Origin of the sequence: Streptomyces sp. NPDC047971, assembly GCF_040653355.1 — a bacterium.
In the GTDB taxonomy this organism is placed as follows: domain Bacteria; phylum Actinomycetota; class Actinomycetes; order Streptomycetales; family Streptomycetaceae; genus Streptomyces.
Genome location: NZ_JBEZNW010000010.1, coordinates 1 through 14,497 on the forward strand (window position 1 = coordinate 1; position 14,497 = coordinate 14,497).

A 14,497-nucleotide genomic window follows, 5' to 3' on the forward strand; every position below is an offset into this window, starting at 1 on the left:
TTTGGGGCGGGGGCCCGGCCCTTGGTGGTTTTTCTGTTACTGTCTAAATCTCCCCCTTCGGTTCCGCGGCGGTCTTTTTTTTTCACGTGAAACATCGACGGCTCCGGCTCAGCCCTGGGTCGCCCACCACTCCTTGAGCGCCGCGACCGCAGCCTCGTGCTCCATGGGCCCGTTCTCCAGACGAAGCTCCAGAAGGAACTTGTACGCCTGCCCGACGGCCGGCCCCGGCCGGATACCCAGGATCTCCTGGATCTGGTTGCCATCCAGGTCGGGCCGGATCGAGTCCAGCTCCTCCTGCTCCTGAAGCTGCGCGATCCGCTCCTCCAGGCCGTCGTAGGCACGCGAGAGCGCCCCGGCCTTCCGCTTGTTCCGCGTCGTGCAATCCGAGCGGGTCAGCTTGTGCAGCCGCGAGAGCAGTGGACCGGCATCGCGCACATAGCGGCGCACCGCGGAGTCGGTCCACTCGCCGGTTCCGTAGCCATGGAAGCGGAGATGCAGTTCGACCAGGCGCGAGACGTCCTTGATCATCTCGTTGGAGTACTTCAGCGCCGTCATCCGCTTCTTGGTCATCTTCGCGCCGACCACCTCGTGGTGGTGGAACGAGACCCGCCCGTCCTTCTCGAAGCGACGGGTCCGCGGCTTGCCGATGTCGTGCAGCAGGGCGGCCAGCCGCAGCACGAGATCGGGCCCTTCCTCCTCCAGGTCGATCGCCTGGTCGAGGACGGTCAGGGAGTGCTCGTAGACATCCTTGTGCCGGTGATGCTCATCGCTCTCGAGGCGGAGGGCCGGCAGCTCGGGCAGCACATGAGCGGCGAGGCCGGTGTCGACCAGCAGACCGAGGCCCTTGCGGGGGTGGGCGGAGAGCAGCAGCTTGTTGAACTCGTCACGGACGCGCTCCGCGGAGACGATCTCAAGACGGTCGGCCATGTCGGTCATCGCCGACACGACTTCGGGAGCCAGCTCGAAGTCGAGCTGGGCGGCGAAGCGAGCCGCGCGCATCATGCGCAGGGGGTCGTCGGAGAAGGACTCCTCAGGCGTGCCGGGAGTGCGCAGCAGTCGCGCGGCGAGGTCGTCGAGCCCGCCGTGCGGGTCGATGAACTCCTTCGCGGGGAGAGCCACGGCCATGGCGTTGACCGTGAAGTCACGCCGGACGAGGTCCTCCTCGATGGAGTCGCCGTAGGACACCTCGGGCTTGCGCGAGGTCCGGTCGTACGCCTCGGAGCGGTACGTCGTCACCTCGATCTGGTAGCCGCTCTTCTGGCACCCGACCGTGCCGAACGCGATCCCGACCTCCCAGACGGCGTCCGCCCAGGGGCGGACGATCTTGAGGACGTCCTCGGGGCGGGCGTCGGTGGTGAAGTCGAGATCATTGCCGAGCCGGCCGAGCAACGCGTCCCGTACCGAGCCACCGACCAGCGCGAGGCTGAACCCTGCCTCCTGGAAGCGGATGGCGAGGTCGTCGGCGACAGGGGATACGCGCAGTAGTTCACTGACCGCGCGGCGTTGCACCTGGCTCAGTGCAGTCGGGGTGTCTTCGTTGGCGTTCGGCACAACAGAAAAGGGTACGTGCCCCGAACCACGGCGGCGTCCCTGTTTTCCCGTGGGCGGACCCCCCTCCTCGCGCATCGGCTGGAGCAGTCCCCGGCACTTGGCATCGGCGTGCCTCGTTACCATGCCTGGACACAGCAACGGCGAACCACCGATACCACTGATACGACGAGGACGGGCGAACGCGTGGCCGAGGCGGCAGACATCCAGGGGACCACTCCCTCACCTGCCCGTCGCTGGCTGCGGCGCACAGCGTCACTCTTCGTCGGGGCGCCGCTACTGGCCGGCCTCCTGAGCGGTGTCTCGGCCGCTCCGGCAGCAGCCGAGACGGCCACCGTCTCCCGGACCGTCGATGTGTCCCTCGACACGCTCTCTCCGAGCGCTCCGGTCGAGGGGGACACGCTCACGGTCTCCGGACGGGTCACCAACCAGAGCAAGCAGACGGTCACCCATGCCACGGTGGACGTCAGGGTGGGCCCCCGGATGACAAGCCGGAGCCAGATCGAGGCGGTGTCGGGCCGCACCGGCTTCCAGCCCTCCGGCGATCCCGCGCCCCTGGGCGGCAGCTACAAGGTCGCGATCCCTGAGCTGGCCGCCGGGCTCAGCAAGGAGTTCACGCTCTCCGTGCCGGTCGCCAAGCTCGGCCTGAAGGACAGCGGCGTCTACCAGCTGGGCGTCTCCCTGTCGGGTCAGACGGCCACCCAGCCGGTGGAGCGGGTCCTCGGTATCGAGCGGACCTTCCTGCCCTACCAGCCCGATGCGGCGGAGAAGAAGACCCAGCTCACCTACCTCTGGCCGCTGATCTCCTCGGCCCATGTGTCGGCGGAGACCGGCACGGACGACCAGCAGACGCCGGTCTTCGAGAACGACGAGCTGGCGGCTGAGCTCGCTCCGGGTGGCCGGCTGGACCACATGGTGACGCTGGGCAAGGAACTCCCCGTCACCTGGGTGATCGACCCGGACCTGTTGGCCACGGTCGACGCCATGACGAAGAACTACCAGGTCAAGTCCGGTACGACGACCGTGCCCGGCAGGAACCAGGCGGTGGCCGAGCGGTGGCTCGACGCGCTGGAGAAGGCGGTGACGGGGCGCAAGGTCGTCGCCTTGCCGTTCGCCGACCCGGACATCGCCTCCCTCGCGCACCGGGGCAAGGACGTCCCCGGCTCCGTGAGCCATCTCCAGCCCGCGACCGAGGTGGCCGGGTCGACCGTGGAGACGATCCTCCATGTGAAGCCGTCCACCGACTTCTCCTGGCCCGTCGACGGAGCCGTCGACCCCTCGATCATGGATGTCGCGACCTCGGCCGGTGCCCGCAAGGTCATCGCCCGCTCGGACAGCTTCCGCGACGACCTTCCGTACACCCCGACGGCGGCGCGGCCCATCGGTGGCGGCACCACCGCCGTCGTCAGCGACGCCTATCTGTCGACGGCGTTCGAGGGGGACATGCTCCCCGCCGGGAACTCCACGCTCGCCGTGCAGGAGTTCCTGGCCCAGTCGCTCGCCGTGACCCTCGAACAGCCCGAACTGCAGCGCAGCATCGTGGTCGCTCCCCAGCGGATCCCGACCACCGCCCAGGCCCAGACCATGGCGACCGCGCTGCGCGGGCTGTCGGCGCAGCGCTGGACGCAGTCGCTGGACCTGGTGGCCGCCTCCGAGGCGAAGCCGGATCCGGAAGCCAACACGAAGGTGCCCAGCGCCTCCCGTTACCCGCAGGCTCTGCGCAAGCAGGAGCTGCCGGTCCAGGCCTTCCGCGAGATGCAGGACACCCGTGAGGCACTCGACGACTTCAAGGTCATCCTGACCCAGCCGGACCGGGTGGTGACGCCGTTCGGCAACGCGATCAGCCGTGAGATGTCCACGTCCTGGCGGGGCCAGGCCCCCGCGGCGTCGCTCTACCGGATCACGGTGCAGGAGTATCTGAAGACCCTCTCCAAGGGGGTCCAGCTGATCAGCAAGTCGGACCTCACGCTCTCCGGCCGCAGCGCCACCATCCCGGTGACCGTCCAGAACAAGCTGCTGCAGGGTGTGGACAATCTGGTACTGCGGCTGACCTCCAGCAACAAGACCCGTCTGAAGCTCAACGGGGACGATGTCGCCGAACTGCCCGTCAAGATCGACGGTGGGCACAGCCAGTCGGTGAAGTTCACCGCCTCGGCCAACGCCAACGGCCCCGTGCCGATGACGGCCCAGCTCTTCACCAAGGACGGCACTCCGTACGGCCAGCCGATGCACTTCACGGTGAAGGTCTCCGAGATCACCGCGACCGTGATGCTCGTCATCGCCGGCGGCGTCCTGCTCCTGGTCCTCGCCGGCGCGCGGATGTACACGCAGCGCAAGCGTGCGGCGGCCCGGAACGCGGAGGCGGAAGCGGCGGAGGAGAAGGATCCCGAGCAGCCGAGTGACCCGACACCGGACACCGGTCCCGAAAGCGGCGACCCGTCGGGACCGGGTGAGAAGGTGAACCGTTGAGCGATGTCGTGGCCGGTCGGCCGGGGACGATGAGGTGGGGTAACCATGAACGCGCCGTACGACGGTGACCGCGGCCAGGGCGCGGGCGGCACCGAGCCGTCCGGTGGTACGCCCGCGGCGACCCCGGGACCCGGCCGGCCGCCGGCCCCGTCGCCACAGCAGCCCGCCTCGGACCCGTACGCCCAGGACCAGTACGCCCAGGACCCCTACGTCCAGGACGCGTACACCCACGATCCCTACCGCGCACAGGACCTGTCCGCGCAGGACCCGGTGACCGAGGCGCTCTACGACCGCGCCGCCCACCCTCCGCCGCCGCCCGGGACGTACCAGGAGCCCCAGCCCCTCTATCAGCAGCCGGTCGCGCCGCAGCACGCCCCGGACCCGCGGGTCTGGGCACAGACCCCGGCGCCGGAGCCGGACGGCCCCTCACGCCATCTGCCGTACGGCGACGACCCGCGCACGGTCCAGTTCACCGGAGTGGACGACCTGGTGACCCGGGCGAGCGACGAGAAGCCCGAGCCGGACGCCTTCGCCCACCTCTACCGGGACCAGCAGACCCCGGGCCAGGTGCCCCCGCCCGCTCCGGAGCCGAACCCGATGCCCGCCCCCGCCCCGAAGAAGTCCGGCCGCGCCTCCGGCCTGCTGAAGTCGAGCGCGGTGATGGCGGCCGGCACGCTGGTCTCCCGGCTCACCGGCTTCGTCCGCAGCCTGGTCATCACCGGCGCGCTCGGCGCCGCGCTGCTCGGTGACACCTTCACCATCGCGTACACCCTGCCGACGATGATCTACATCCTCACGGTCGGCGGCGGTCTCAACTCGGTCTTCGTACCGCAGCTGGTCCGCTCGATGAAGAACGACGAGGACGGCGGCGAGGCGTATGCCAACCGGCTGCTGACGCTCGTCATGGTGGCGCTCGGCGCGATCGTGGTCGTCGCCGTCTTCGCCGCCCCGCTGCTGATCCGGCTGATGTCGAACACCATCGCCGACGATGTCGCCGCCAACAGTGTCGCCGTCACCTTCGCCCGCTACTGCCTGCCCACGATCTTCTTCATGGGTGTTCATGTGGTGATGGGTCAGATCCTCAACGCCCGGGGCAAGTTCGGCGCGATGATGTGGACTCCGGTCCTCAACAACATCGTGATGATCGTGACGTTCGGTCTCTTCATCTGGGTCTACGGCACCTCCGGCGAGTCCCAGATGGGTGTGCAGACCATCCCGGACGAGGGCATCCGCCTGCTTGGTATCGGCACCCTGCTCGGCCTGGTCGTCCAGGCCCTGGCGATGATTCCCTACCTCCGCGAGACGGGCTTCCGCTTCCGCCCCCGCTTCGACTGGAAGGGCCACGGCCTCGGCAAGACCGTCAAACTGGCCAAGTGGACCGTGCTGTTCGTGCTGGCCAACCAGGCGGGTGTCCTGGTCGTGACGCAGCTCGCCACCGCTGCCGGTGAGGAGTCCGGCAGGGACGGCGCGGGCTTCCTCGCGTACTCCAACGCGCAGCTGATCTGGGGTATGCCGCAGGCCATCATCACCGTGTCGGTCATGGCGGCGCTGCTGCCCCGCATCTCCCGCGCGGCCCACGACAACGACCCCGGCGCCGTCCGCGACGACATCTCGCAGGGTCTGCGGAACTCCGCCGTCGCGATCGTCCCGGTCGCCTTCGCCTTCCTCGCGCTCGGCGTCCCGATGAGCACCCTGCTCTACGCCTCCAGCGGCATCGAGGCGGCCCAGGGCATGGGCTTCATCCTGATGGCCTTCGGGCTCGGGCTCATCCCGTACTCGGTCCAGTACGTCGTCCTGCGTGGCTTCTACGCCTACGAGGACACCCGGACGCCCTTCTACAACACGGTCATCGTCGCCGCCGTCAACGCGGCCGCCTCGGCCGCCTGTTACTTCGTCCTGCCCGCCCGGTGGGCCGTCGTGGGCATGGCCGCCGCGTACGGTCTGGCCTACGCCGTCGGTGTCGGCGTCGCCTGGCGTCGCCTGCGCAACCGACTGGGCGGAGACCTGGACGGAACTCACGTGATGCGGACCTACGCCCGTCTCTGCCTCGCCTCGCTGCCCGCCGCGATCGTGGCCGGAGCGGTGGGCTTCGGCCTGCTGAAGGTCGTCGGTGACGGTGCGCTCGGCTCCCTGGTGGCTCTGCTCGTCGGCGGTGCGGTGCTGCTCGGGATCTTCTTCGTCGCGGCCAAGCGGATGCGGATCGAGGAGCTGAACTCCCTGGTCGGTATGGTCCGTGGACGCCTGGGTCGGTAAGGAAAACCGGTTCCGCGCAACCATCGTCGGCCGCCGCGTGTCGTGCATAGCGGCCGACTGTGGGCACAATTGGCTTGGCTGTTGGATCTGGCGCAACGGATGGGGAGGCAGGAACGACGGTGGCGGAACGTAGCACGGCTGCCGTCGACGTGGCCGACAACAGCGGTGACGACCCGCTGACCGCCAAGGCGGAGAAGGCCGCGACCGACGGGGTGGCGGAAGCGCAGGACACGGCGGAGAAGTCCGCCGAGGTCGCAAAGGACGAGGCCGGGACCCGGCAGAACGGCGAACAGCCCTCCATCGAGACTCCCGAACTGCACAGCGGGCACAAGCTGGCCAGGCGATACCGCCTGGAGGAGTGCGTCACTCGTCTGGACGGTTTCAGCAGTTGGCGTGCCGTCGACGAGAAACTTCGGCGAGCGGTCGGTGTCCATCTGCTGCCGGCCGATCACCCTCGGGCCCGTTCGGTCCTCGCGGCGGCCCGTTCCTCGGCGCTGCTGGGAGACCCCCGGTTCGTCCAGGTCCTGGACGCCGTGGAGGAGAACGATCTCGTGTATGTGGTGCACGAGTGGCTTCCCGACTCCACCGAGCTGACGACTCTGCTCGCCGCGGGCCCGCTGGAGCCGCACGACGCCTATCAGCTCGTCACCCAGGTCTCCCAGGCGATGGCCGCCGCACACCGCGAAGGTCTCGCCCATCTGCGTCTGACGCCCAGCGCCGTGCTGCGCAGCTCCACCGGTCAGTACCGCATCCGCGGCCTGGCCGTGAACGCCGCGCTGCGCGGAATCAGCGCGGAGCGCCCCCAGCGCACCGACACCGAGGCGATCGGCGCCCTGCTGTACGCGGCGCTGACCCAGCGCTGGCCGTACGACAGTGACGCCCACGGCCTCTCCGGGCTTCCCAAGGGCGTGGGCCTGCTGCCCCCCGACCAGGTGCGGGCCGGCGTGCACCGCGGTCTCTCGGAGATCGCCATGCGTGCCCTGGCCAACGACGGGGCCACCGCATCGCGCCAGGAGCCGCCGTGCACCACCCCGGACGAGCTCGCCAAGGCCGTGGCGGCGATGCCCCGCATCCGCCCGCCGGAGCCCGAGTTCGCCGCCCCGCCCGAGTACCAGCGCACCACGTACCAGCAGGGCACGTACGGCCGGCCGCAGCAGCGTCCGGGCGTCGCGGCCACCCAGCCGGTGATGGCGCCTCCGGCACCGCTGGAGAGCCGTACCGGCAGGGCCCTGAAGTGGGCCGTGTCGGCGCTTCTGATCGCCGCGCTCGGACTGGGCAGCTGGCAGATCGCCGACCGTCTCCTGGACCAGAACAAGGTCGACGAGCCCACACAGACCACACAGCCGGACAACAACGACGAGGACGAGAAGGCACCTGAGGGGGGCAAGCCCGTCACCATCGTCAGTGCGCACGACTTCGACCCGGAGGGCGACGGAGCCGAGACTCCGTCGGAGATAAAGAACGCCTACGACGGCAACCCCTCTACTTCGTGGCAGACGTCCATCTACTACGGGTACTCGAACTTCGGCAGGCTGAAGGAAGGCGTGGGCCTCGTTCTGGACCTCGGCTCGGTCCAGCAGGTCGGCAAGGTCGACGTCACGTTCGAAGGCGCTACCTCCGTACAGCTGCGGCTGGCCCCCGAGAACGCTTCGGCCCGGCCCACGTCCGCCAGTGACTTCACCACGCTGGCCCAGTCCTCCGGAACGCAGGTGTCACTCGCCCCGCCGAAGGCGGTGAAGACGCGCTACGTTCTGGTATGGCTGACCGACCTGCCCGGCAGCGGGGGCGGCTATCGCGGCAAGATCACGGACATCAAGATCACGAGCTGACGGCATCCGGGGAGGGGGCACACCGTTGGACGAAGCCATAGGCGGCGACATCAGCGACCAGGAACTGCTGGCGCGCCATGTCGCCGGCGATCCCGACGCCTTCGGTGAGCTCGTGCGGCGTCACCGGGATCGGCTGTGGGCGGTGGCCCTACGGACGCTGGGAGACCGCGAGGAGGCCGCTGACGCCGTCCAGGACGCCCTCGTCTCCGCCTTCCGGGCCGCCCACACCTTCCGGGGTCAATCGGCCGTCACGACCTGGCTCCACCGGATCACGGTGAACGCGTGCCTCGACCGTGCCCGAAAGACCGCCTCCCGCAAGACCTCTCCCATGGACGACACGGCACGTTTTGAGCAGCTCCTCGAACCCGCCGAGTCCGCCGAGGCCCCCGCCGAGCGCCAAGACCTCCATCGTGAGGTGCTGGCCGCCCTCGCCAAGCTCCCCGAGGACCAGCGGGCCGCGCTCGTCCTGGTCGACATGCAGGGATATCCCGTGGCGGAGGCCGCCCGCATCCTCGACGTCCCCACCGGAACGGTGAAAAGTCGCTGTGCCCGCGGACGGGCCCGGCTGCTGCCGATGGTCATCCATCTGCGCGCGGATACGGGGGGTAACGAGGCCACCGACCGGGGAAGGAACCGGACGCCGGGGACATCCGTCCCACCGGTGTCGGGGCCAAGGGATAACGGATCGAATGGTCCGGCTGCTGTGAAGGGCGGAGGTGGGCGCGCGTGACTTCCACGACCGGCAGGGCCGACACAACACAGCACCCGGACGTCTCGGAGATCTCCGATCTCACGGAGGGGCTGCTGTCTCCGACCCGCACCGCGGCCGTGAGAAAACATCTCGACGACTGCGCCCTGTGCGCGGACGTGCGGACCTCCCTGGAAGAGATCCGTGGGCTCCTCGGCACACTTCCCGGGCCGCAGCGGATGCCCGCCGAGATCGCCGGACGCATCGATGCCGCTCTGGCCGCCGAAGCGCTCCTGAACGCCACCACGCCGGATGTCGACGCGCATGTTTCACGTGAAACAGCGAGCACCGACCGCGACACGCACCCCACTCCAGCCCCGCCCGCCACGGATCGCCCCGCCGGCCGACCGCGCGCCTCCACCGGTCCCGGACGCACCAAGACCCGGCGCCGCCGGGTCGCCGCTCTCGGCGCGGTCTTCGGGGCTGCGGCGCTGGGCCTGAGTCTCTTCTTCGTCCAGGGCGGCGTTCAGACCCTTGGCGAGTCGGGCGACAGGAAGACCGACACCGCCGCCAGCGGATTCGCCGCGGACCAGTTCGACGGCGGACCGGTCGAAGCCCGCGTCCAGGACCTCCTGCGGCCCCAGGGCACGCTCCAGGAACCCGAGGAAAGCCCTCCGAAGTCCATGTCCACCGAGAACAGCGGTGACACGACGAAGCGGGGCATGACCGAGTCCCTGCCCAGTTGCGTCAAGGCCGGTACCGGCCGGACCGATCCGGTTCTCGCCTTCCAGAGGGGCGACTACCAGGGCACGCCCGCCTATCTCGTCGTGCTGCCCCAGGGAACCGAGGGCACCCATGTTCAGGCGTATGTGCTGGACGCCTCCTGCGCCGATGGCGGAGGACAGGCCAAGGCCGAGGTTCTGATGACACGGGCCTACCCCCGCTCCTGACAGAGACGCCGTGCCGCACGGCGGGCTCGGGAATGCTCGCCCCTTAGGATCCGTTGGGTGGGGTGAGAGTCACCGATCGACCGCCCCGTAGGTAGTAGGCAGTCAGCAGAGACGAGGAAGAAACCCGTGAGCGACGTCCGTAACGTGATCATCATCGGCTCCGGGCCCGCGGGTTACACCGCTGCGCTCTACACGGCGCGTGCGTCGCTGAAGCCGCTGGTCTTCGAAGGTGCCGTCACCGCTGGTGGCGCCCTGATGAACACGACCGACGTGGAGAACTTCCCCGGCTTCCGTGACGGCATCATGGGCCCGGACCTGATGGACAACATGCGCGCCCAGGCCGAGCGCTTCGGTGCCGAGCTCGTTCCCGACGATGTCGTCGCCGTGGACCTCACCGGCGAGATCAAGACCGTCACGGACACCGCCGGCACCGTGCACCGCGCGAAGGCCGTCATCGTCACCACCGGCTCCCAGCACCGCAAGCTCGGGCTGCCCAAGGAGGACGAGCTCTCCGGCCGCGGTGTCTCCTGGTGCGCCACCTGCGACGGGTTCTTCTTCAAGGACCAGGACATCGCCGTCGTCGGCGGCGGCGACACCGCGATGGAGGAGGCCACCTTCCTCTCGCGCTTCGCCAAGTCCGTCACGATCGTCCACCGCCGGGACTCCCTGCGTGCCTCCAAGGCCATGCAGGAGCGTGCCTTCGCCGACCCGAAGATCAAGTTCGCCTGGGACAGCGAGGTCGCCGAGATCCACGGCGACCAGAAGCTCTCCGGTCTGACCCTGCGCAACACCAAGACGGGCGAGACCAGCGAGCTGCCGGTGACCGGCCTCTTCATCGCCGTGGGCCACGACCCGCGCACGGAGCTCTTCAAGGGTCAGCTGGAGCTGGACGCGGAGGGCTACCTCAAGGTCGACGCCCCCTCGACCCGGACGAACCTCTCCGGTGTCTTCGGCGCCGGTGACGTCGTCGACCACACCTACCGTCAGGCGATCACCGCTGCCGGCACCGGCTGCTCCTCCGCGCTCGACGCCGAGCGCTTCCTGGCTGCCCTTGCCGACGACGAGAAGGCCGCCGAGCCGGCGACCACTCCCGCGGTCTGACCCACCCGGCTTTCCCCACCCCACACCCCGCGAAGTTAAGGAGGTCGCCGTGGCCGGCGCCCTGAAGAACGTGACCGACGCTTCCTTCGAGGACGACGTCCTCAAGAACGACAAGCCCGTCCTGGTGGACTTCTGGGCCGCCTGGTGCGGTCCGTGCCGCCAGATCGCCCCGTCGCTCGAGGCCATCGCCGCCGAGCACGGCGAGATCGAGGTCGTGAAGCTCAACATCGACGAGAACCCGGCCACGGCTGCCAAGTACGGCGTCATGTCCATCCCGACGCTGAACGTCTACCAGGGCGGCGAGGTCGTGAAGACGATCGTCGGCGCCAAGCCGAAGGCCGCGATCCTCCGCGACCTCGAGGGCTTCGTCGAGGCCACGGCCTGACCCCTCTGTTTCACGTGAAACACCGACGGCCCGCATCCGGATGGAGGCGGGCCGTCGGCGTTCGTCGGTGGGTCGGCCTCACAGGGGCCGCAGAGCCGGTTCCTTCTGGACGGCGCCCAGCAGCCGGTCCAGCGCCAGTTCGACGTCCTCCTTCCAGGAGAGCGTCGTCCGCAGTTCCAGCCTCAGCCTCGGGTGGCTCGGATGGGGCCGTACGGTCTTGAACCCCACCGCGAGAAGGTGGTCCGCCGGCAGCACACAGGCCGGCTCCTTCCATCGCGCGTCCCCGAACGCCTCGATCGCCTTGAACCCGCGTCTCAGCAAGTCCTTCGCGACGGTCTGCACCATCACCCGGCCGAGCCCCTGCCCCTGATACCCCGGCATGATCCAGGCGGTCATCAGCTGCACCGAGTCAGGGGAGACCGGGCTCGTCGGAAAGGCCATGGACCGCGGCACATACGCCGGGGGTGCGTAGAGAACGAAGCCGACGGGCACCTCGTCCACATAGACGACCCGGCCGCAGGATCCCCAGTCCAGCAGAACCGCGGAGATCCATGCCTCTTTCTCCAACTCCGGCCGCCCGGCCTTCACCGCGGCTTCCCCGCTCACGGGATCCAGCTCCCAGAAGACGCAGGAGCGGCACCGCTTGGGGAGGTCCGGAAGGTTGTCCAGAGTGAGCGGTACGAGCCGACGCCCCACGGCTGTTCCTCGCTTCCCACGGCCATCGCAGTACGGATACGCCCTCACAGAATCGTATCGATGGGGCGATCAGGGCGATACCGCACTCAGGCAAAGGGGCGGGCCGTGTCCCGGCCTTCACCGGAACACGGCCCGCCCCGCAGGTTTCAGAAGGCTGATCAGCCCTCGTCCTCTTCCTCGTTCTGCTCGGCGTTCACCTGGTCCATGACCCGTCCCTCGCCCGGAGCGAGAGTCGAGAGGATCCGGTCAAGATCCTCTATCGAGGCGAACTCGACGACGATCTTTCCCTTCTTCTGCCCCAGGTCGACCTTCACACGGGTCTCGAAGCGGTCGGAGAGCCGGGTCGCCAGACCCGTCAGCGCCGGGGAGACGCGCGCCCCCGCCCTCGGTCCCTTCGACTTCGTCGTGGCGGTGGGCTCCGAGCCCATCAGCGTCACGATCTCCTCGACCGCACGGACCGAGAGACCCTCGGCCACGATCCGGTACGCCAGCTTGTCCTGGGTCTCCGGGTCCTCCACGGAGAGCAGGGCACGAGCATGACCGGCCGAGAGCACACCGGCGGCGACCCGCCGCTGCACCGGAGGCGACAGCCGCAGCAGGCGCAGCGTGTTGGAGACCTGCGGACGCGAGCGCCCGATACGGTCGGCCAGCTGGTCGTGGGTGCAGTTGAAGTCCTTGAGCAGCTGGTCGTAGGCGGCGGCCTCCTCCAGCGGGTTCAGCTGCGCCCGGTGAAGGTTCTCCAGGAGAGCGTCCAGGAGAAGCTTCTCGTCCTCGGTGGCTCGCACGATCGCGGGGATGCGCTCCAGGCCGGCCTCACGGCATGCCCTCCAGCGCCGCTCACCCATGATGAGTTCGTAGCGCTCGGCACCCAGCTGTCGTACGACGACCGGCTGCAGCAGACCGACCTCCTTGATGGAGGTGACCAGCTCCGCCAGAGCATCCTCGTCGAAGACCTCACGGGGCTGCTTCGGGTTGGGCGTGATGAAGTCCAGCGGCAGCTCGGCGAAGTGCGCCCCGGCGGGGGACTCCGGCTCCTCGACCGTCACGGTCTCGATCACGGGGACGACCGAGTCCGGGGACTGCGGGCTCTGAGGAAGGGTCGCCACCTTCGCGGCAGCCACACCTCGCTCCGGAGACAGCACCGGAGCGGATGCGGGCGAGGCAGAGCCCGCCCCCGTACCCACGGCCGGCGCCTGCCGCTCCTGGGGAGCGGCAGGGATCAGCGCACCGAGCCCGCGCCCCAACCCCCTACGTCGCTCGCTCACTGGATCCCCTCCGACATGCTTGGCTGGTTGTTCTGGTGGCCCACGTGGGCGTGCTGCGGGTCGTACTGGACACCGACACCCCGCAGCGCGATCTCACGGGCCGCCTCAAGATACGACAGCGAACCACTCGAGCCCGGGTCGTAGGTGAGGACGGTCTGGCCGTAGCTCGGCGCCTCCGAGATGCGCACGGACCGCGGGATGCTGGTCCGCAGCACCTCCTCGCCGAAGTGCGTGCGCACCTCCTCGGCGACCTGCGAGGCAAGCCTCGTCCGGCCGTCGTACATGGTGAGCAGGATCGTCGAGACATGAAGCGTGGGGTTGAGGTGCCCACGCACCAGGTCGACGTTCCGCAGGAGTTGACCCAGGCCCTCCAGCGCGTAGTACTCGCACTGGATCGGGATCAGCACCTCGGCCCCCGCCACCATGGCGTTGACCGTCAGCAGGCCGAGCGAGGGCGGGCAGTCGATCAGGATGTAGTCCAGCGGCTGCTCGTACGCCTGGATCGCTCGCTGCAGTCGACTCTCCCGCGCCACCAGCGACACCAGCTCGATCTCCGCACCGGCGAGATCGATGGTCGCGGGAGCGCAGAAGAGACCTTCGACATCCTGGACGGGCTGCACCACGTCGGAGAGCGGCTTGCTCTCCACCAGGACGTCATAGATCGAGGGAACCTCGGCATGGTGATCGATGCCGAGAGCCGTGGAGGCGTTGCCCTGCGGGTCGAGGTCGATGACCAGGACGCGCGCTCCATGCAGAGCCAGGGAGGCGGCAAGGTTGACCGTCGTGGTCGTCTTGCCGACACCGCCCTTCTGGTTGGCCACCACGATCACGCGTGTCTGTGCGGGCCGGGGAAGACCCTCGCCGGCACGCCCCAGCGCCTCTACTGCCAGTTGGGCAGCACGACCAATGGGGGTGTCGTCCATCGGGGGCGGTGTTTCACGTGAAACATCCTCCCCCGCCGATTCGGTTCGGGGACCGGGGACCGGTTCGGTCATCGGTCCCGCGATGTTGGCGTCGGACCGCAAGGATTCACTCTCCTCGGCTTCAGGCTCGCGATGGACAGAGCCTGCCATGCTTTCGGGGTCGTGAACCAGCGAGGCCCGTGGTTCTGTGGAGGATTCCACCTCTGTGGACAGTCCCGTCCCCCTCGCAAGTGGTTTCGCGAGGGGTTTACGGTCCTTGGGCGTGGCAGCCGCGCGGCCGCGGCTGATGATCCCCTGCAGCAGTGAGCGACGTTTCACGTGAAACACGATGCACTCGCCGCCCACGCAGGACCGCTCGACACTCCGAAATGCGTACGTATGGCAGCTTGT

At 68.9% G+C, this 14,497-nt stretch carries 11 protein-coding genes; 7 read left to right on the top strand and 4 right to left on the bottom strand.

What is annotated here, in order from left to right:
• Positions 1-108: 108 nt before the first annotated feature.
• Entirely contained in the window at positions 109-1,551 is a 1,443-nt protein-coding gene (locus tag AB0D99_RS12445) for a CCA tRNA nucleotidyltransferase (protein ID WP_362359493.1), read from the bottom strand.
• 183 nt (positions 1,552-1,734) lie between these two features.
• Between AB0D99_RS12445 and AB0D99_RS12450 the strand changes: the two genes are divergently transcribed.
• The 7 genes from AB0D99_RS12450 (at position 1,735) to trxA (ending at position 11,223) form a co-directional block, all read left to right on the top strand.
• Positions 1,735-4,017, top strand: coding sequence for a DUF6049 family protein (locus AB0D99_RS12450; RefSeq protein WP_362359495.1), 2,283 nt, complete (start codon positions 1,735-1,737; stop codon positions 4,015-4,017).
• A gap of 45 nt (positions 4,018-4,062) precedes the next feature.
• On the top strand, positions 4,063-6,270 hold the full coding sequence (gene murJ / locus AB0D99_RS12455) for a murein biosynthesis integral membrane protein MurJ (RefSeq protein ID WP_362359497.1): 2,208 nt from the start codon (positions 4,063-4,065) through the stop codon (positions 6,268-6,270).
• A gap of 119 nt (positions 6,271-6,389) precedes the next feature.
• Positions 6,390-8,099 (top strand): protein kinase family protein, encoded by a 1,710-nt coding sequence (locus AB0D99_RS12460; protein WP_362359499.1) that lies wholly within the window; start codon positions 6,390-6,392, stop codon positions 8,097-8,099.
• Positions 8,100-8,124: 25 nt separating this feature from the next.
• Positions 8,125-8,829 (top strand): RNA polymerase sigma factor SigM, encoded by a 705-nt coding sequence (gene sigM, locus AB0D99_RS12465; RefSeq protein ID WP_362359501.1) that lies wholly within the window; start codon positions 8,125-8,127, stop codon positions 8,827-8,829.
• Positions 8,826-9,737 (top strand): hypothetical protein, encoded by a 912-nt coding sequence (locus AB0D99_RS12470; RefSeq protein ID WP_362359503.1) that lies wholly within the window; start codon positions 8,826-8,828, stop codon positions 9,735-9,737. Before sigM ends, AB0D99_RS12470 begins: the two co-directional genes overlap by 4 nt.
• 126 nt (positions 9,738-9,863) lie before the next feature.
• On the top strand, positions 9,864-10,838 hold the full coding sequence (gene trxB / locus AB0D99_RS12475) for a thioredoxin-disulfide reductase (protein ID WP_362359505.1): 975 nt from the start codon (positions 9,864-9,866) through the stop codon (positions 10,836-10,838).
• A 49-nt stretch (positions 10,839-10,887) separates the two neighbouring features.
• Entirely contained in the window at positions 10,888-11,223 is a 336-nt protein-coding gene (gene trxA / locus AB0D99_RS12480) for a thioredoxin (protein WP_362359507.1), read from the top strand.
• 78 nt (positions 11,224-11,301) lie between these two features.
• Here the strand turns inward: trxA and AB0D99_RS12485 are convergent, their stop codons facing one another.
• The 3 genes from AB0D99_RS12485 to AB0D99_RS12495 form a co-directional block, all read right to left on the bottom strand.
• The gene (locus AB0D99_RS12485) at positions 11,302-11,919 is read right to left on the bottom strand and encodes a GNAT family N-acetyltransferase (protein WP_362359509.1); all 618 of its coding nucleotides are present in this window, start codon (positions 11,917-11,919) and stop codon (positions 11,302-11,304) included.
• 158 nt (positions 11,920-12,077) lie between these two features.
• Positions 12,078-13,184 (bottom strand): ParB/RepB/Spo0J family partition protein, encoded by a 1,107-nt coding sequence (locus AB0D99_RS12490; protein ID WP_362359511.1) that lies wholly within the window; start codon positions 13,182-13,184, stop codon positions 12,078-12,080.
• Positions 13,181-14,257 (bottom strand): ParA family protein, encoded by a 1,077-nt coding sequence (locus tag AB0D99_RS12495; protein WP_362359513.1) that lies wholly within the window; start codon positions 14,255-14,257, stop codon positions 13,181-13,183. The genes AB0D99_RS12490 and AB0D99_RS12495 overlap by 4 nt, the downstream gene beginning before the upstream one ends.
• Positions 14,258-14,497: the final 240 nt, after the last annotated feature.